Source organism: Leuconostoc gelidum subsp. gelidum KCTC 3527, from assembly GCF_000166715.1.
Taxonomy (GTDB): domain Bacteria; phylum Bacillota; class Bacilli; order Lactobacillales; family Lactobacillaceae; genus Leuconostoc; species Leuconostoc gelidum.
This window is the reverse complement of the sequence record NZ_AEMI01000017.1, coordinates 1-20788: the sequence shown is the minus strand read 5'-3', so window position 1 is coordinate 20788 and position 20788 is coordinate 1. Positions and strand designations below refer to the sequence as shown.

Below are 20788 nucleotides of genomic sequence, written 5' to 3'. Positions count from 1 at the left end.
ATTGAAAAAATGGCAGATGAAACAGCTACTGTAGCAACGACGGGTATCACAGTGCAAATTGTGACACCTGTTGGTGAAGTTTATAATGAGAACAACATCGAATTGGCTATTGTAAATACACAGGGTGGCCAAATTGGTATTATGCGTAAGCATGTACCATTGCTGGCTGCTTTGACAATCAATGAACTGCTGATTAAAAGTAACGGTCAAACGGAGACGTTAGCTGTTAATGGCGGGATTGCTGAATTTTCTAACGATCTGTTGACTGTTGTCGCAGATAGTGCTGAAACATCTGGTAATATTGATCTTACGCGTGCTGAAAATGCAAAAGAACGTGCCGAAACACGGATTGCACATGCACAAAATGATAACAACGATGCAGAATTATTACGTGCTCGAGTTGCTTTGATGCGTGCGGTAAACCGGATCCATGTTGCCGCAATTAGACAAGGTAAATAAGAGATAAATAGATAAAGTCAGTATTTGACTTAATAGTGAAAGCCGAATGGAAACATTCGGCTTTTCTTGTACATAAGTAATTATATGATTTAAAGGGGAGGAAAACACAAACGTTCGGAAAAGTGACTATATTTTCGTTTAATATTCGTTATGTGCCGGACGTTCCATATTTAAATGAGATGATTCTAACTGTAAAAACGGTTTGACAGGCTGTTTTTCTGTTATATTAGTAATCGAGGGAAATATACAACATCTTTACAAAAAAGAGACGATATGTTGACTCGATTTTAATATAGTTAAGTTGTAGTATTTTTGACAGATGACCTGCCACTAGGCACATAGGAGAGAAAACACCATGAGTAAGAACACGAAAACACTCGTAGGAATTATTGTTGTTGTTGTCATTGCAATTGCAGCATACTTTGGATTTACACATACTGGATCACAGACATCTTCTGATAAATCAATAAAAGATTTAAAAATTTATTTTGTGCCTTCAAAGCAACCTGATCAAATCGTCACGATGACAAAACCTATGAAAGGCTTGTTGACGAAAGAATTGAAAAAAGAAGGTTATGATGTCAAGAATGTTGATATCAAAGTTGGTACCAGTTACGAAGCTGCCGGTGAAGCACTCTCATCAGGTACTGCTGACGTCGGGTTCATTCCAGGTGGTACTTATGTCATGTATCAAGATAGTGTCAAACCTTTGTTAACAGCTACTCGTGCTGGGTTAAACAAGAATTTTTCTGACGCAGCTAAGTGGAATAACGGTAAGGCAACCGAAGCAACAACGACACAATCATCAAAGTACCGGTCATTATTCATTGCTGGTCCATCAGAAAAAGGCCAAGCACTAGCCAAAAAGATCAATTCAGGTGAGAAATTGACTTGGGAAGATCTTAACTCGGCTAAGTGGGGTTTGTCATCAACTACTTCATCAGCTGGCTATATTTACCCATCATTATGGTTGAATAAAAATTATAAGAAAACTGTTGCAGATTTAAAGAACACAGTAACAGTGGATTCATATGGTTCTGGGATGGCTCGTTTAGCATCAGGTCAAATTGATATTATGCCGACATATGCTGATGCGCGTCGTGATTTTGCAAGTGCATGGACAACAGATTATAAACAACCAAAATCGATTTGGGCAGAAACAAATGTTATTGGTGTGTCACAAGAAATTTATAACGATACAATTTCAGTATCAAAAAAATCAAAGACAATGACACCAGAACTTGAAAAAGCACTATCTAAAGCATTCATTAACTTGGCAAAGACCAAAGAAGGCAAGAAAGTTATTGCCATTTATTCACACGAAGGTTACGAACCAGCAAAATCATCTAATTATGATGGTGAACGTGCAGCACAAAAAGTACTAAAAGACTCGCAAAAGTAATAACACGATCAAGTCATCAGTTTTGATATATGACATTATAAATGGTCAAAATTTTATCAAACTCACAAGTTTCAAAATGTCAGAAAAGCAGCGCAAAACAGCGCCGCTTTTCTTGCGTTAGAGCCGTTAAGGCGCAAACACATAAAAATTTAGGACGGCAATGATGATTAAATTTGAACATGTTTCAAAAACATATCCCAACGGTGTAAAGGGATTACAAGATATTAATTTAGAAATTCAAGATGGTGAATTTATTGGTATTATTGGTATGTCTGGTGCTGGTAAGTCAACGCTTATTCGTACAATCAATCGTTTGAATGATATAACTGAGGGACAATTAACCGTTGATGGCGTAGAAATTTCTGGATTAAAAGGTAAAAGTTTACGTCAGTATCGTCGCAAGGTGGGCATGATTTTTCAGTCCTACAATTTAGTGCCACGTATTTCAGTTATTAAAAATGTCTTAAGTTCTTTGGTGCCAGATATGCCTATTATGCGTGTTATGTTTGGACTGTTCTCAAAAGAAGATAAGATTAAGGCTTTAGAGGCATTAGATCGCGTTTCCATGTTAGACAAAGCTTTTGTCCGCACAGATCAGTTGTCTGGTGGGCAACAGCAACGTGTATCATTAGCTAGAACATTAGCACAAAATCCCAGTGTGTTATTGGCAGATGAGCCAGTTGCCGCTTTAGATCCGGTGACGGCACATGAAGTCATGGATGATTTTAAACGCATTAATGAAGAACTAGGTCAAACGGTATTAATTAATATTCATCATGTAGATTTGGCTTTAGAATATTCTAAACGTATTATTGGCATTCGTTCTGGAAAAATTGTTTACGATGGTCCAGTCTCAGGCATTACCAAAGATATACTAGATTTGATTTATAGTAAAGATGGAGCTGATAAATGAAGTTGTACGATAAATTATTTGACGCTGAGAAATTTACGCTTACTAATGGAAAAACAGTATCCCAAAAATTTACACGTATGCCGTTAATTATCTTAATGTTGTTGATTGGTATTACTGTGTCTGTGTGGGTAACGGGATTTAGTTTAACGATGTTATTCACTAATATTACTGGTTTTTGGCAAATTCTTGCCAGTATGTTTCCACCTAAATTGTCTTACTTCTTTCAAGTATGGCGTCCTTTATTAATGACAATTCAAATGTCCTTTTTTGGTTCTTTTTTTGGTTCGTTGATGGCGTTACCATTTGCTGTATTGGCTGCCAGTAATATTACAAATAATCGCGTAATAAACCTTGTTGTACGTTTTATTTTAACTGTTGTGCGCACGATACCAACATTAGTGTCTGCGTTGATTGCGACTTATATCTTTGGATTAGGCACGTTTGCTGGAACAGTGGCTATCTTCTTATTTAGTTTTTCATTTGTTGGGAAGCAACTATTTGAATATATTGAAACTGTTGACATGGGGGCCTATGAGGCTTTAACGGCAACGGGAGCTGACACACCACGTGCATTTGTGACAACAATTTTCCCACAAATTTTACCAACTTATTTATCAACAGCGCTATTTGCATTCGAAGGTAATGTGCGTTATGCAGCCATTCTTGGGTATGTGGGTGCTGGTGGTATTGGTATGATTTTGAATGAAAAAATTGGTTGGCGGGAATTTCAAAGTGTCGGCATGATTCTGCTATCAATCTTTGTTGCTGTAGTCATTATTGAAACTGTGAGTCAACAATTACGAAAGTATTTGAGTTAGGGAGAGAACAATATGAATAAGAAATTAGAAACTGTTCTCAGTAAAGAGCCCAGTCGTCGCGTGCAGTATAGCATTACTGGTGCTATACTTTTGATACTTTTAGTATCTTCTTCGCCTGCATTAGGCGGAGCCAATATGACGTCTAAAGGTTTTGAAATTGGTTGGAACATCTTAACTGGTATTTTCACACCTGACACAAGTTTATTGTTTGGCCTTGGTGATAGTGGTGTTGCATATTTGATATTGCAAACGATTGCCATTGCATTTTTAGGTACGTTAGTCGGTGCAGTTATTGCGGTGCCCTTGTCATTTATATCAGCCACAAATATTGTGCCACGACCAGTTGTGTTAGTGACACGCTTTATTATTATGGCGATCCGTACAGTGCCTTCATTAGTATATGGTTTGATGTTTATTAGAGTGACAGGCCCCGGACCATTTGCTGGCGTGATGACATTAGCAATCGTTTCAATTGGAATGATTTCAAAATTGTTTATTGAAACAATTGAGGACTTGGATACAGGCATTTTAGAATCTTTAGATGCTTTTGGGTCAACACTATTTCAAAAGATAAGATATGGTATTTTACCGCAACTAGGATCAGATTTCATATCAATTCTAGTTTATCGGTTTGATATGAACTTACGTGAAGCAACTATTTTGGGCCTTGTTGGTGCTGGTGGTATTGGTGCTCCAATGATTTTTGCTCTAAGTGCTTATCATTGGCATCAAGTTGGTGCCATACTAATTGGTTTGTTCCTTCTAGTTTTCATTGTTGAGATTTTATCAGATAAATTGCGTCAAAAGATTTTACATGGCTAACAGTATATGGGATGGACGACTATTGTCGTTCTTTTTTTGGAGGAAAATATGAAACAGTTTAAACTTTATTATACGTCTGATGTACATGGTTATTTATTGTCAACAGATTATATAAAAAATGGGAATCAACCACTTGGATTGAGTAATGTAGCAGCCAACTTTAAAAAAGATGGTAACACGATTATTATTGATGGTGGTGACATGTATCAAGGATCGCCAATGTTACAGTACTTGCAAAGAACACATGATATAGATGCGGTCACAGTCGCTATGAATCTGGCAGAATATGATTATGTGACACTTGGGAATCATGATTTTAATTTTGGTTATGATACATTACAAAAGCATTTAAAGCAATTAGATGCAACAGTCATTGCCGAAAATGTGGTTGACAAGTCTGGCAACACGATATATCCTGCCCAAGTTAAAGTATTGGAAAATGGCACTAAAGTAGGTTTAATAGGTTTGGTTACAGATTACATCAATGTCTGGGAAAAACCAGAACATTTGACAGGTATAATGATTGAATCACCTCTCATCAAGGCATCACATACCATAGCAAAACTACGTCAAGAAGTAGATGTTGTGATTGGTGTGTATCATGGTGGATATGAACGAGACATGGTAACGGGAAAAGTTGTGAGTGACACATCAGAAAATATTGCGTGGCAATTGACGAAGGAACTTGATTTAGATGTATTATTAACCGGTCATCAACATGGTAATGTTTCTCCACGTGTTATTAATGATGTATTGACTTTACAAATGCCTAATCAGGCAAAAATGTATGCCGAACTTGATGGCATCAAAACAGATGAGCAATGGCAAATAAGCGCTGAAACAAAGTCAGCTGGCGTAGTTAGCCAAACCAGCATAGTAACTGCGTTGAAACCTTTACAGACTAAAGTAGAAAATTGGTTAGATCAACCCATTGTACAACTAGATACCAGTATTTCAGCACAATCACCTTTATATTTGGCACAATATGGGAATCAAATTTTAGCTTGGATTGCTAATGTACAGTTACAGGCGTCACAATCAGATATTACTTTAGTGAGTTTAAATAACAATCCATCAAGTTTACCGAAGAACTTAACATTGCGAAATATCTTGCAGAATTATCCGTTTGACAATACATTGGTAACCAAGCGTGTCAGTGGCCGTGATTTGCGTTTGAGTTTGGAGCATACGGCCAAATATTTTGTATTAAAAAATGGTCAATTGGCTGTTAATCCGGAATGGTTAATGCCAAAAGTAGAACATTATAATTACGATCTGGTTTTTGGAATTACGTATGAATTTGATATCACGCGTCCCATGAATCAGCGAGTTACAAAGTTGCAATACCATGATGTCGATATAGAAGATAAAGACGAATTTACTATTTCGATGAACAATTATCGGGCAGTAGGTGGTGGAAATTATCAAGAATATGCACAATCAAAAACAATTTTAGTCGGCGATCAATCAATACAGGATATGTTAATAACGTTTTTTAAGACAAATAAACATCTATCTGATTCACTTAAATTGCAATTACAAGTTAAATTATAAACAAATATGAAACAAATGTTTATTAAATAACAGATCGTAATAGAACTGACATCGTCTCGATGTTTCGTTATTATATTCAAAGCATAAACTTATCTACATACAGAAAGACAACAGAACTTAAATCAATCTATGAGGTAGAAAATACATGTTTAGTTTTACAAAGTCATTAACTATTGCTGCTGGTGTTGCTGGTGCATTCGCACTTGGTGCATCAAATGTTAACGCTGATACAACAGATGGATCACAAAATGCATCAGCGGATTATGTTGTTAAGTCAGGCGACACATTGAATAAAATCTCTAAAGAATTTAATGTCGCTGTGGCACAAATCGCAGCCAACAACAATATTAGCAACGTTGACGTTATTCTTGTTGGACAACATTTAACTTTTGCTGAAAAATCAGCAGTTGCAGCACAAGTACAAGAACCTGCAGCAACAACAGTTGTTTCACAAGTACAACAATCTACAACAACAGTGACAACACAAGTACAACAGCCTGCAGCACAAGCAGCAGCTCCTACATCAAATGTTTCATCATCTTCTGCATTAGATGCTTTGATTGCCCGTGAATCAAGTGGCAATGTTAACGCCACGAACGGTCAATATTATGGTATTGGTCAATTATCACCTCAAGCTCGTGCAATGTATGGTGGTAACTCAACTGACTATAACGATCAGTTGAATGCAATGAAGTCTTATATCAGCTCACGTTATGGTAGTGCTGAAAATGCTTGGGCACATTCACAAGCTACTGGTTGGTATTAATTAGAATTTTCTTTATAATTTATAAATTTAAAACGCTTTGGCGTTTTTTTTTGGACAAATGATTAATTTTCAACAAACTCTTACAGTTTTAAATATTTTTCGTGTTAAAATATGACTAATGTTAAATGACATACGTTGTTAATACTTTGAAAAGTTGGGAGAATGATAATTATGGTGAATAAAGCGTACAGGATTTTATGAAACAAGCTAATCAACCAAAAAATCAGTTAACCAATGGCACAGCGTGGCTTGCATTTGGTAACATTACTTCCAGAGTGCTGGGTGCACTTTATGTTATTCCATGGACACTAATGTTAGGGACATTATCTTTGCAAGCAAACACGTTAATGGGGAAAGGGTATAATTTATATCAGTTTTTCTTAATGCTCTCTACAGCGGGATTACCATCAGCTGTTGCAAAGCTAACGGCCCAGTTGCAGGGATATGAAAAGCATAAATTTATTGGTAAAGCAACTTTAATTAGTTTATGTGCAGGTTTGTTATGTAGTCTATTACTTTGGTTTTTAGCGCCATTTTTATCAGTAGGGGATCCTAATGTGATTCCTGTTTTACGTTCTTTATCTTTTGCTGTGCTTATTTTTCCTTTTCTTTCGGTATTGCGAGGACAATTGCAAGGCGAACTTAAAATGGTGGATATCGCTAAGTCTGATATTATTGAACAATTTTTCCGAGTAGCTTATATGCTGTCCTCAGCATATTTTATTTTAAATATTCAACATGGTAGTTGGAAGACAGTCGTTGTTCATTCAACTTTTGCGGCCTCTTTGGGCGCTTGGTTAGCAACCCTTTTTTTGCTTTTTCGTATTTATCATTCAAATAAAAGCATGCGATTGCCACAACCAATCACTCAGGGCAATCAAGAAATTAATTTATGGCATATACTTGTTCAAGCATTCCCATTCGTTCTTATAGGTGGCTTCTTATCAGCCTACCAATGGATTGATCAATTTAGTTTTCATCCTTTGATGGCAACATTTTATGACCAATTATCTAGCGATGACATTGAAACAGTGTTTGGTATATTTAACTTCAATAGTAATAAACTAATCATGATTATCGTCTCACTATCTGTATCTATCGCTTCTACTGTTTTACCACTTGTGACTAGACATCGTTTTGATTCACGGGTTTTGAAAAAATATATTAGTCAGGCCTATCTATTATTTTGTTTAATTACGTTACCAGCATGTGCCACGCTGTATACGCTAGCTAAGCCCATTTATATTTTGTTCTATGGTAATTATGCGCAACCACAGGAATATATGCCAATGGTTCAAATTTCGGCTCTTATAGCTTTATTTATGGGATTGACCACAGTACTTGCCATGATACTACAAGGACTTAGTAAGACGCGCATTGCTTTGAGAGCAATTGGTATTGGTATGATTGTTAAATTAGTAGTCCAACCAATAATGATTTATCTGACTGGGACAATTGGTGCGTTATTAGCCACTCTAATCTCAATGATTGTCATTACAATACTAATGGGCATCTATATTATTAGACGATTCAATCTTTTATCACATCTTGATATGCAGAAGTTAAATGTGATATATATAAGTACTTTACTATTGTTAGTGGCTTTTTCACTAATTAGTAGTTGGGAGGCGAGATTTGTAATCCCTACTAGAATTAATGCAGGTATTTTTCTTATTGTAGTCGGTAGTATTTTTGGTGGTATATTACTAGGTGTGTATAAGAAACTTGGTATTCTAGGAACGATAAAGAATTAATAAATGAAATGGCGACCAAAAAAATTTGGTTGCTTTTTTGATGATGATTAACTTTGAAACATTAATTTTATTATGAGTAAACTCGCCTAAAAACGATTTATTTTGTATAATAAAGCTATGCAAATTAATTATGATTTTTTAGACAATTATACTTTCAAAAATAAAGCTGTCACATTAGGCAATCATGTTATTATGGCGCCTACAACACTGAGAGCTTCTTTGGCAGATGGTAGTGTAAGTGATAATGAATTAAACTATTATCGTATGCGTGCTCAAGGGCCAGCGATGATTATCACTGAGGCAGCCTATGTTAATGATGTTGGACGTGGTTGGGAAGGTGGCATTTCAGTCTCTGATGATGATAAAATTCCTGGTTTACGGCGCTTAGCCACCACAATCCAATCAGGTGGTGCTAAAGCTATTCTACAGATTTTTGCTGCTGGTCGACAAACCACAACTGATATTTTGCGCGGACAGCAACCGGTATCTGCTTCATCACAGGCTTATCCACATGGTGATCATGAAATACCACGTGCCTTGACCCATAATGAAATTTCTCAAACGATTGCAGATTTTGCTCAAGCCACAAAACGTGCGATTTTGGCAGGTTTTGATGGCGTAGAATTACATGGTGCCAATCTTTATCTTATGCAACAGTTTTTTTCACCAGATAGTAATAGACGTGATGATATTTGGGGTGGTACAGTTGAAAAAAGACAGCGTTTTGGTTTAGCTATAACAGCTAAAGTGGCACAGATAATTGAAAAGTATGCTGATAAGCCATTTTTGTTAGGTTACCGTCAATCCCCGGAAGAACCGATGACACCAGGCATTACACTTGATGATTCACTTGAATTTGCTGAAAAACTAATGACACTATCTGTTGATTATCTCCATTTGTCATTAAACGATGCGTTTCAAACACCTTTTCGTGATAAGTCAGACACTAAAAAAGTGGTGGATTATTACAGAGCACTTTTACCACCAGATTACCCGTTAGTTGTAGCAGGACTACTCAAAAAGCCAGAGCAGGTGGAAACATTATTAGATGCTGGTGGCGAGGCTACATTTGCTGCATTGGGACGCGAATTAATTATCGAACCCAATTGGGTTCAAAAAGTTAAAAATAATGATGAATTAGCAATTCGTTACGCTTTGTCACCATCAGATTTTGAATTACTTGGTGTTCCCAAAACGTTAGAAAAATGGCTATTAACACGTTTTAGGAATGGTTTACCATTAACAACAGATTCTGAATTTGATCCAACGCAACCATGGCAATACTATAAACATGTTGTGATTAAAACAGCTAAACCGATTGATCCAACGCAATTAATGACGTTGAAAAAACGATAATAATGATCGGATTGCATAGTATTTAGCAAGATATAAAAACAATTTACAAAAAAGTGTTGACGACTAAATTAATTCTTGATATACTAATATAGTTGTCTGATAGATATCAGACATCACTGACCATGGCTCGTTGGTCAAGCGGCTAAGACGCTGCCCTTTCACGGCGGAATCGAGAGTTCGATTCTCTCACGAGCTATAAAAAGTCGCAACTTCGGTTGCGGCTTTTTATGTGTCGTTTTGATGAAAATGTTTTTTGTATTTTATCATTAGAAAGCGTATAATTAAAGCACTGAATTTGAAGAGAGTGAGACTCATTTTGGACAATAAAATTAAAGCTGATGAAACGCAATATCTCAATAAAACACTATATGCGATGGAAAAATCGTTGCAAACGACAAAATCTAGTATTAAATCAACAAATAAAAGCATTGATTCAGTTGCGCGAAATTGGGGAGATGTCCGTTTAAAAACCGATACTTACTCTGGTATTGTGGAAACGGCTGCTTCGATTCGTCAACAACAGCAAATGCTGTCTGAACGTGAAAATTCCAAAACACGCGCTGAACGTCGTTTTGCCACATTAACAAAGCAAATTGATAAGCCATACTTTGCTCGCATTGATTTTAGTGAATCCACTAGTCAAGATCCTGAACAAGAAACAATTTATATCGGATTAGGCTCATTTAGCGACGAAAAGAATCATTTTCTAGTCTATGATTGGCGTGCACCTGTTGCCTCAATTTACTATGATGGTGGTATTGGGGATGTGTCTTATTTGACACCCGATGGGACGCAACAAGCTAATGTGACACTCAAACGTCAATTCCAAATTGAAGATGGTGTGATTGTAACATTGTTTGACACGGAAGAAGCCATTGGCGATGCAATGCTGATGAATGCGTTATCTGGTGAATCGTCAACCAAAATGAAATCAATTGTTACAACGATTCAAAAAGAGCAAAATAAAATTATTCGTAATACCGCTGCAGATTTATTATTTGTTCAAGGTGCTGCTGGATCTGGTAAAACAGCAGCTGTATTACAGCGTGTTGCTTATCTACTTTATCGTTATCGTGGGAAATTAACATCGGGACAAGTTGTGTTATTTAGTCCAAATCAATTATTCAATGATTATATTGATAATGTTTTGCCAGAACTTGGTGAGCAAAACATGGTCCAAATGACATTTTATCAATATGCGTCACGGCGATTACCAAAAATTAACGTAGAAACCTTGCAGGAACGATTTGAACATGATGCAAAGGATACAACGATTAATCTGGCGAAGGGTAGTTTGGCTATGTTTGAGGCTGTTACAGCTTATGCTGATCATTTGAATCGTTCAGATATGAAAATTCGCAGTGTTATGTTTCGCGGTGAACCATTAATCTCAAAAGAACGAATCTCTGAAATTTATTACCAATACAATGATAATTATAAATTAGGTCAAAGATTAGAAGCGACACGCGACACTTTGATGCGTATATTGAGTTCACAAGTGGGTCTAGAAGTACGTAAAGATTGGGTCGAATTAACTATTGAAAATCTATCCAAACAAGAATATGACGAACTTGTTGGTGCCGGGAAAGTGCGCATAGGAGATGATCAAGAGACTGATGCTGCAGCACATACACGCCTTGCCCAACTTGGAGAGGGACCTAAGGAACGTGAGTTTGCAAGTGAAAAGGCAGAACGTCAATTTTTGTCTAGACAGATTGTCACGCAATCATTAAGGCCGTTGGCGCGTCAAATACGTCGTGCTAACTTCTTAAATATTAACGCGCAGTTTATTGACTTTTTAAGACAAGCGCATCATTATTTGGATTTGAAATCATTTAATATCGCTGAATCCGATTGGTTAGCTCATGTTGAAATAGTTATTGCATCATTGCGCGCTAAACAATTGTCTTTGACTGATACAACGTTATATCTTTATTTATATGATTTAATTACTGGTAAACGTGGTGAACGTGACATTCGTTTCTTATTTATTGATGAAATTCAAGATTATACGCCGTTTCAACTAGCATTTTTAAAGTTTAGCTTCCCTAGAGCTAAATTTACTGTTCTAGGCGATTTAAATCAAGCAATTTTTACAAAAGACAATGCCACAAATCTGCAAGTAGACTTTTCATCACTATTTGATAGTGAACGGGTTGAAAGTGTTAAATTAACCCAAACTTATCGTTCAACACAGCAAATCACTGATTTTACAAAATATATTTTGCGTGATGGTCAAGATATTGATGCCTTTAATCGTGATGGTCAAAAGCCTGTACTCTATACTTTGCCCAATGAGTCTGAGATGTTATCAAAATTGCGCTTGCAGATACAGCAACACGCGCTAAATCAAGATACAACAGCGATTATTACAAAAACGCGCGCGGATGCACAGGCACTTGCTGTAGAACTTGGCGATAAAAAAGTGACACTGATTCAATCAGAAAATCAAAGATTAGCCAAGGGAATGATTATTGTGCCTTCATATTTGGCTAAAGGTTTAGAGTTTGATGCCGTCATTATTTGGCACGCTGATAACTCGCGTTATGGGTTTGACTCGGAACGTCGTTTGTTGTACACTGTGGCAAGTCGTGCCATGCATACGTTGACATTATTGGCTGAAAACAGTGGATCGGTTTTATTAGATACTGTGCCAACGAATTTATACGAGGTCAATAATGGATGAGTTGGTTCAAAAAATTAATCAAAAATTTAAAAATGAATTTATGACTATTGCTGTTGCAGGTCCAGTGTCTGTTGGTAAAAGTACGTTTGCAAACAAACTAGCCAGCGCATTGACGCAACAAACGACAGTAATTAGTACGGATGATTTTTTAATGCCAAATGACACGTTGATGACCAAAAACCTTTTTAATCAAAAAGGTTTCCCGCAAACATATGATTTAGCAAAATTAGAGCAGGTTATTACACGCTTTAAGTCTGGAGAGTTATCGGTGCAGATACCTTGCTACACACAAGAATTAGCGGATATTCATCCGAAAAAAAAACAAACCATTCAAAAACCTGAAATTTTGATTATTGAAGGTGTGGTAGCTTTACAGTTGGAACAAACTGACTTTAAAATTTACTTAGATGCGTCTTTGACAGATATTAAGGCGTGGTATTTGACACGAACATTAGCAATGACAGCATTATCAAAAAATGATCCAAAATCTTGGCGATATCAGTATGCAAGTATGCCCATTGTTGAATTTTCAAGTTTGGTAATGAAAATTTGGGACGAGACAAACCAAGTCAATCTAGATCGTTATATTTTACCTAGTAAGCAATGTGCAGATGCATTAGTTATGTTTGATGAAAATCATGATATTAAACAGGTCACTATAAAATAAGTACAATAGATTGTCAACTTTGTTGACAATCTATTTAGTTAGGCGTAAGATACCTTAAGTAATTAGACCAAATATTTTTAGAGCATTATTGGTCAATAAAGAATTAAAGAAGGAAACTAAATATGAGTGAAGAAATACTTGATAGACATGGTAAACCAGTCAATCGTATGGCAATGATGTTGGTTCTATTAGTCGGCGTCTTTTCAGTAATGTTAATGCAGACGGCACTTGGAACAGCGCTACCATCATTAATGCGAGCATTCGATGTGAATGCATCAACAGTACAATGGTTAACAACAATTTTCTTAATGGCTAATGGTATTATGGTCCCGGTTTCAGCATTTTTAACGACGCGTATTCCAACAAAAAGATTATATTTGTCAGCATTGAGTTTGTTCACAATTGGCACATTAGTTGCATTTGTGACACCGACTAACGCATTTTGGTTGTTAATGGTAGCACGTGTTTTGCAAGCGATGGCTGTAGGAATCTTGATGCCTTTGATGCAAGTGGTATCATTATCGTTATTTGATGCCAACTCACGTGGAAAAGCGATGGGTCTTGGTGGGCTAGTAATTGGTATGGCACCAGCTATTGGGCCAACCTTATCAGGGTGGATTTTAGAAAAAGATCACACACTGTTTGGTTTGACATTACAAAATTCATGGCGATCAATTTTTGGGGTTGTATTACCGGTTGTTATTATTGTGATGATTGCGTCATTTTTCTTTTTCCATGATGTCTTACCTACACAAAAAGTGACATTAAATGTCCGTTCATTGATTGAATCAACATTGGGATTTGGCTTAGTGTTGTATGGTTTTGCAATGGTTGCAACAGATGGTTGGGGCAGTGTCAATGTTATTTTGCCATTAATCGTTGGACTATTCATTGTGATTGAATTTATGTGGCATCAATCTCATATGGACAAACCATTTTTGGATATGTCAGTCTTTAAGTCAAAGCAGTTTACGATTACAACGATATTAGTATCTTTGGCAATGATGGCAATGATTGGTGTTGAAATGGTTTTGCCTATTTATATGCAAAATATTCGTGGTTTAACACCACTTAATTCAGGATTGACACTGCTGCCTGGTGCGTTGATGATGGGAATTGTTTCACCGATTGCAGGTGCTTTTTATGATAAACATGGGGCTAAGAGATTAGCAATGATAGGATTTACCATTTTAATCATTGGCACAGTGCCACTAGTCTATATGACAGCTACAACACCAACCATATATATTACAACGCTATATACGTTGCGTATGTTCGGTATTGCTATGACAATGATGCCATTAACTGCATCGGCCATGGGGGCATTGTCGCCAAAAACGGCTGCACAAGGAACTGCTGCTAATAATACAATGCGACAAATTGCTGCTTCATTGGGAACAGCAGTATTGGCATCGGTTATGCAGTCTGTGACAAAAAATAATATGCCTAAAAGCACTTTGAAGGGTCAAGATCCAATCGAATTTGGACGTCGGGCTTTAGATGCAACGCTTAGCGGTTTTCATGCTACGTTTCTTTTGGCGGCAGCGTTTGCTGTCGTTGCGCTACTTGTCACATTCTTATTGCACAGTGGCAAGGTGAATATACCAGTAAAGGAGGAAGCATAACATGATTATCTTAATTATGGCACTATTTGCCATAGCTGCATTTTTGGCTAGTATGACAATCAAAAAGTCTGGTATACGCTATGCGGTCACATTGGTTATGTTTGCTGGTTTGATTTTGAGTGTGATAATGGTGATTGCAAACATGCATGATCATTATGGGATGACTTCAGTCACAACAACGACTAAAAAAGAAATTCACTCTGCTGGGCCAACTACACAAAATTTTGGTATGCTATTGTACCAACAGATTGGAACTGACGGCAAAGAAAATGCTTATATTTATAAAACGGCAGCACAAGATAAAAAAACGACGGTGGCTAAACCTGATTTGAATATGACTACTAGTCATGTAAACGTTTCGGGTAATAAGGCTTATAAAGTGACTAAAACAACACGTTTCGTGTACAAATCAAATGGTTTTAAATTATTATTTGGTGTTGCAAACAACGATGGAGAAATAAAACATCGTCAAGTCATCTATCAAGTGCCGCCTACTTGGGTGGCACTAACGACAGAACAAGCGAAATCTTTAGCTAGTAAATTAGCGCCAAAAAGTGCGGCTGAGAGAACAATTGCAGCACAACAACAAAGGCAGCTTTCTGACTTAGCAAAATCTAATCCAGACCAGGCTGCTAGACTAACGGTTAATCAAGTTAAAAAAGTTTTACAAATTGATTGATCAATGCAATATATCATAAAAAGCGACAATCTCTATTTCAGAGACTGTCGCTTTTGTGCTATGATAATGGCAAATACATGATAAATAGTTATGAACGTTAATTTATAAACAGCAGTTAGATCAGGGGGTAATCATACAATGATTTTTTTTGTAAATAAAAGTATGGGCCGTGGTAATAGTGGTGTTGAACATGCACAATTCTATCGAGCTGCGCGTTTTCGTGAGAAAAACATCCCATTTAAATTAATTTTTACTGACCGCTTACCACAGTTACATCAGCACATGAAAGAGTGGCACATTGCTGAGTCGGAAGTAATCGGCATTTATGATTATTTATTGAGTGATGATCCCGATAACTATTTACATGAAGGCGAGCAGTATACGCATGATTATTATGAGGAAGTGCTTTGGGATACGACAAGCACACAACGCATCGTTAAACGACAGGCAACTGGCAATTATACAGAAACAGTACAACGTCGTAAACAATATTTAAAAGAAAAAAATGTTTACCATATAGAAGATGATCGTGTCATACTTGAAAATGGCGAGCGAAGAATTTCTTGGCATTATCGACGTGAGGGATCGCATGATAGGCGTGCTACAAACATTCGAGTGGATAACTTCCGCGGTAAGCATTACTTATTCACAACCTTTGAAGAGCTATTGGCTTTCTTTTTTTTAGAGTTGCAACGTCGATTTGAGGATAATGTTTATATTATTGACCGAGGAGTAGAAAATGAAGAGGCGCTGATTCGTATGAAACAGCAAGGTGCACCTTTGAAAATTGTCGCTGTTGTTCATGCACAGCATTTTATCACATGGGATGGCGGACATCCACTTTGGAATAATTATTATCAGTACATGTTTGATAATTTTAATGACATCGATCTGGTAATTGTGGCAACACAGTTACAACGACAGGCAATGATTTCACAGTTAACTACTATTGGTGTAGCAAATGTGTCCCAAAAAATTAACGTTATCCCTGTTGGTGGTGTATCTGTTAACGTGGTTCCTAAGATTTGGGATGGGACAACGGCAAAATTTGTAACAGCTTCACGGTTACACCCAGAAAAACACATCATCCATATTATCCAAGCAGTCAGTCAATTGCGTTTGAATGGGATGCCTGCAACGCTAGCAATTTATGGTGCTGGAGGCGAGGAAAATCAGTTAACAGAATACATTAAATCGCTTAATTTGGAACCGTTTATACAGTTGAAAGGATTAAGTCAAAATATAGTACAGGACATGAAAGTATATGACGTATTTGTGTCTGCTTCCTATTCTGAGGGTTTTGGGTTAACCTATATTGAAGCGATTAGCAATGCAATGCCTATTGCAACTTATGCCAATTTGTATGGTGCACAAGAGCTGGTTCATGAAGGTGTCAATGGTCATTTGGCAATGTTTAGTCACAAAAAAGCTGATGAATCAGCTAACGTCAAGCAATTGGCTGAAGCTATGGGGCATGTGTTTGAACATTACAATGCACTGTCAGTAGGGGCTGCCAACGTGGCGAAGCGCTTTGACAATAAAACGATTGCTGACCAATGGCAAAAAGCGATGGTAAAATTACTATGACAATCGAAATTATTAATTCATTAACTTATACAGATTCTCCTGGAGTTACATGGCAAATTGAACAAGTAAAATCAGGCAAAAGTAGTGCGCTGTGGTTAGCTACACCACATGAGGATGCTGCGTACTTACTGGTTAAAATGGGACTTAATCCTGCGCTTGTTTATGATATGTACGCACAGCGTTATATGGAAAATATTGATGGTGAAAATGGTATTTGGTGGACAAATTTACCGGTTCCCAATAATGCGCAGTTTATTTTGAATAAGGATCGAACTAAAAGCATTATGAGTTGGGGTCATGAAATCGCACGTGTCAGATGGTTTAATGATTCAAAACGTATAATACAAGCTGTTGTGTGGTATGATTTAGACGGCAAAATTGATTATAAAGACATTTACCGACGTGATGGGAAACTATTTGCTAAACAATATTTTAGTGAGGGTAATTTGTTAGAGTCTGATTTTTATGTTGGGCAAAAAACGGTGCAAATCAGAGACTTTTACTTTGAAAATCATCGCAATTTTGTATATGCGTATGACCAAAAATATCCTCAGGCTGAAGATTATATAGCGAGTGTTGGAAACAAGTGGACATCAGAAACATTTAATATTACACAGTTAGGACGTGAAATTAATTTTGCGCCGAGAAACACAACTTTAACAATAGTCGGTGGTGTTTTAGATGAAAAAGGACAGGTCTGGCATAATTTAGCACTCGTATTGCGGGAAGAGACGCATAAAATTAAGCAAGTAATAGTTACGCAACACGATTTTAATGTTTTAAAATCACTTGGTTTCGCTACGCATAAATTACGTGTTGGTATAATTTGAGTAGTATTTCACATATCCCAACACAAAAAACGTTTTTTGTTTTATAATAGAGTTTGTAACAATAAAAAATTGGAGGCTATCATGGCTAAATTGACTGTTTCAGATTTGGAACTTTCAGGTAAGAAAGTATTGATGCGCGTTGATTTCAACGTGCCTATCAAAGCAGGCGTTATTGGAAACGATAACCGTATTGTGGCAGCATTGCCAACAATCAAGTACGTGTTGGAAAACAATGGTCGTGCAATCTTGTTTTCACACTTGGGACGTATTAAGTCTGAAGATGATAAAAAAGAATTGTCATTGGCACCAGTTGCCGCTCGCTTGGGTGAATTGTTAGGTAAGGACGTTAAGTTCGTACCATTCACACGTGGTGCTGAGTTAGAGGCAGCAATTAATGCTTTGCAAGATGGCGAAGTTTTGATGGTTGAAAACACACGTTTTGAAGACGTTGTTGACGGTGTTGAAGTTAAAAATGAGTCAAAGAACAAACCTGAATTGGGTAAGTACTGGGCTTCATTGGGTGATGATTTGTTCATCAACGATGCCTTTGGTACAGCACACCGTGCGCACGCCTCAAACGTTGGCATTGCTTCAAATGTTTCACAAGCAGCCGCTGGCTTCTTGATGGAAAAGGAAATTAAGTTCTTGGGTGACGCTGTGGCCAACCCAGTTCGACCATTCGTTGCCATCATCGGTGGTGCAAAAGTGTCTGATAAGATTGAAATCGTGAAATCATTATTGGCTAAGGCTGACAAAGTTATTGTTGGTGGTGGTATGGCTTACACATTTGATGCCGCTAAAGGTGAAAAGATTGGTAATTCACTGTTTGAAGCTGACAAAGTTGAATTAGCTAAGGAATTGATGGCTGAAGCGGGTGACAAGCTCGTTTTGCCAATCGATTCACTTGCCGCTGATGCTTTCTCAAATGATGCTAAGATTGAGACTGTTGATGCCAAAGCTGGTATTCCTGATGGCTATATGGGCCTTGATATCGGTCCTAAGTCAATCAAGTTGTTGCAAGACACTTTGGCAGATGCTAAGACAGTTGTTTGGAACGGACCAATGGGTGTGTTCGAAATGCCTAACTTTGCTAAGGGAACATTAGCAATTGGTGAAGAATTAGTTAAAGTAACTGAAAACGGTGGCACAACAATTGTTGGTGGTGGTGATTCAACAGCTGCTGTACAACAATTGGGTGTCGCTGACAAATTGTCACATATCTCAACTGGCGGTGGTGCATCATTGGAATACCTTGAAGGTAAAGAATTACCTGGTATTGCTGCTATCTCTGAAAAGTAAAAAATCATATAACAGAAAAGTTTTTCAAGCTGGTTAAGTTTGAAAAACTTTTTTAATGATTTCATGTTACTGGTAAAAAGGTTGTTGTGTCCTGTATAATGGGTGCTAAGTAATGATAAAGGAGCTCATCATGATTAAAGTTTATAATACCTTAACCCGTGAAAAAGAAATTTTCAAATCAATTATTCCAGGCAAAATTAATATGTATGTTTGTGGACCGACAGTATATAATTACATCCATATTGGTAATGCACGTTCATCAATTGCGTTTGACGTTGTTCGTCGTTATTTTGAATATCGTGGCTATCAAGTGAACTATGTATCTAATTTTACTGATGTTGATGACAAAATCATTCAGCGGGCACGTGAAGAAGGCGTAGATGAGATGACTATTGCTAATAAGTATGCCAACGCTTTTATTGAAGATACACTACCCTTGAATATTCAACCTGCAACAGTACGCGCTCGTGCTACAGAAGTTATTCCTGACATTATTGTCTTTGTCCAAGACTTAATTGACAAAGGTTATGCTTATGAAGCGAAAGGGGATGTCTATTTTCGGGCCAAAAAATTTAAAGGATACGGCATTTTGGCACATCAAGATCTCAATGAAATGACAGAAAATGCTGCTGGTCGATTAGATGATGAAGAGATGACGCGCAAAGAAGATCCGATAGATTTTGCTGTTTGGAAAGCCACACAGGCAGAAGATGAAATTTCATGGGAATCGCCATGGGGAAACGGTCGTCCTGGTTGGCATATTGAATGCTCGGTTATGGCACAAAAATATTTATCAAATACCATTGATATTCACGGAGGGGGAATAGATTTAGCTTTTCCGCACCATACAAATGAGATGGCGCAATCAGAAGCCCATACAGGTCAAAAATTTGTCAACTATTGGATGCACAATGGTTTTGTTAATGTTAATAATGAGAAAATGTCTAAATCATTAGGAAACTTCACCACTATTCACGATATGTTGAAGCACTATGATGACCCAATGACAATTCGATTATTACTAGCGACAACACAATATCGACGACCCATTAATTATTCATCTGACACCTTAACACAAGCACGTGTCGCGCTAGATCGTATTCGTACAGGTTATCGCAATTTATTATTCCGCTTGAATACCGCTGCTGTTGGGAAAGATGCTGATCTAGAGGTAACTATTAAAAAACAGATTGCTGTTTTTGAGATGGCGATGGATGATGACTTTAATACACCTAACGCGCTAGCAGCAGTGTTTGAGCTTGTTACATTAGCAAATACATACGCTGACAATAAAACAGTTAAAGTTGAAACAGTGCAGTATTTACTTGATACTATATTATTGTTGCTAGGTGTTTTTGGTATAACAGAATTAAATGATAAGCCACAAATAACAGACGCACAAAAACAATTACTAGCAGCAAGAGTATCAGCACGCGTAGCACATGACTTTGAATTGTCAGATCAAATACGTCAGCAGCTAAGTGAGGGTGGGGTAATTGTTGAAGATACAGCGCAAGGACAAAGGTGGCATCAAGCATAGAAAAGAAAAAACCGCAAAAGCGGTTTTTTTA

The 20788-nt window shown here is 37.2% G+C and carries 17 protein-coding genes and 1 tRNA gene; all 18 read left to right on the top strand.

Annotated elements, in window-relative coordinates:
• Positions 1-9 precede the first annotated feature (9 nt).
• Positions 10-459, top strand: coding sequence for a F0F1 ATP synthase subunit epsilon (locus tag EUI_RS0104780; protein ID WP_010016487.1), 450 nt, complete (start codon positions 10-12; stop codon positions 457-459).
• A 355-nt stretch (positions 460-814) separates the two neighbouring features.
• Positions 815-1861 carry a phosphate/phosphite/phosphonate ABC transporter substrate-binding protein gene (locus EUI_RS0104775; protein WP_010016485.1) on the top strand — a complete coding sequence of 349 codons (1047 nt, stop codon included), beginning with the start codon at positions 815-817 and terminating at the stop codon, positions 1859-1861.
• Between the two features lie 163 nt (positions 1862-2024).
• The gene (phnC, locus tag EUI_RS0104770) at positions 2025-2774 is read left to right on the top strand and encodes a phosphonate ABC transporter ATP-binding protein (protein WP_010016483.1); all 750 of its coding nucleotides are present in this window, start codon (positions 2025-2027) and stop codon (positions 2772-2774) included.
• Positions 2771-3592, top strand: coding sequence for a phosphonate ABC transporter, permease protein PhnE (phnE, locus tag EUI_RS0104765; protein ID WP_010016482.1), 822 nt, complete (start codon positions 2771-2773; stop codon positions 3590-3592). Before phnC ends, phnE (EUI_RS0104765) begins: the two co-directional genes overlap by 4 nt.
• Before the next feature lie 12 nt (positions 3593-3604).
• Positions 3605-4414 carry a phosphonate ABC transporter, permease protein PhnE gene (phnE, locus tag EUI_RS0104760; protein WP_010016481.1) on the top strand — a complete coding sequence of 270 codons (810 nt, stop codon included), beginning with the start codon at positions 3605-3607 and terminating at the stop codon, positions 4412-4414.
• 48 nt (positions 4415-4462) lie between these two features.
• Positions 4463-5968 (top strand): bifunctional metallophosphatase/5'-nucleotidase, encoded by a 1506-nt coding sequence (locus tag EUI_RS0104755; protein WP_010016480.1) that lies wholly within the window; start codon positions 4463-4465, stop codon positions 5966-5968.
• A gap of 145 nt (positions 5969-6113) precedes the next feature.
• Positions 6114-6734 (top strand): LysM peptidoglycan-binding domain-containing protein, encoded by a 621-nt coding sequence (locus EUI_RS0104750; protein WP_010016478.1) that lies wholly within the window; start codon positions 6114-6116, stop codon positions 6732-6734.
• Between the two features lie 197 nt (positions 6735-6931).
• On the top strand, positions 6932-8488 hold the full coding sequence (locus tag EUI_RS0104745) for a polysaccharide biosynthesis protein (RefSeq protein WP_010016477.1): 1557 nt from the start codon (positions 6932-6934) through the stop codon (positions 8486-8488).
• Between the two features lie 117 nt (positions 8489-8605).
• The gene (locus tag EUI_RS0104740) at positions 8606-9844 is read left to right on the top strand and encodes an NADH-dependent flavin oxidoreductase (RefSeq protein ID WP_010016476.1); all 1239 of its coding nucleotides are present in this window, start codon (positions 8606-8608) and stop codon (positions 9842-9844) included.
• 124 nt (positions 9845-9968) lie between these two features.
• Positions 9969-10040: transfer RNA gene (locus tag EUI_RS0104735), tRNA-Glu, on the top strand.
• 120 nt (positions 10041-10160) lie between these two features.
• Positions 10161-12530: an RNA polymerase recycling motor HelD gene (gene helD, locus EUI_RS0104730; RefSeq protein ID WP_010016474.1), complete on the top strand. Its 2370-nt coding sequence runs from the start codon at positions 10161-10163 to the stop codon at positions 12528-12530.
• Positions 12523-13197, top strand: a complete 675-nt coding sequence (locus EUI_RS0104725; protein WP_010016472.1) for a nucleoside/nucleotide kinase family protein — start codon at positions 12523-12525, stop codon at positions 13195-13197. Before helD ends, EUI_RS0104725 begins: the two co-directional genes overlap by 8 nt.
• Before the next feature lie 122 nt (positions 13198-13319).
• The gene (locus EUI_RS0104720; protein WP_010016470.1) at positions 13320-14822 is read left to right on the top strand and encodes an MDR family MFS transporter; all 1503 of its coding nucleotides are present in this window, start codon (positions 13320-13322) and stop codon (positions 14820-14822) included.
• 1 nt (position 14823) lies between these two features.
• Positions 14824-15501, top strand: a complete 678-nt coding sequence (locus EUI_RS0104715; protein WP_010016469.1) for a DUF4811 domain-containing protein — start codon at positions 14824-14826, stop codon at positions 15499-15501.
• A gap of 138 nt (positions 15502-15639) precedes the next feature.
• On the top strand, positions 15640-17088 hold the full coding sequence (locus tag EUI_RS0104710) for a glycosyltransferase (RefSeq protein ID WP_010016468.1): 1449 nt from the start codon (positions 15640-15642) through the stop codon (positions 17086-17088).
• Positions 17085-17918: a glycosyl transferase gene (locus tag EUI_RS0104705; protein ID WP_029508520.1), complete on the top strand. Its 834-nt coding sequence runs from the start codon at positions 17085-17087 to the stop codon at positions 17916-17918. Before EUI_RS0104710 ends, EUI_RS0104705 begins: the two co-directional genes overlap by 4 nt.
• Positions 17919-17999: 81 nt before the next feature.
• Positions 18000-19217 carry a phosphoglycerate kinase gene (locus EUI_RS0104700; protein ID WP_010016464.1) on the top strand — a complete coding sequence of 406 codons (1218 nt, stop codon included), beginning with the start codon at positions 18000-18002 and terminating at the stop codon, positions 19215-19217.
• 130 nt (positions 19218-19347) lie between these two features.
• Entirely contained in the window at positions 19348-20757 is a 1410-nt protein-coding gene (gene cysS, locus EUI_RS0104695) for a cysteine--tRNA ligase (protein ID WP_010016463.1), read from the top strand.
• Positions 20758-20788: the final 31 nt, after the last annotated feature.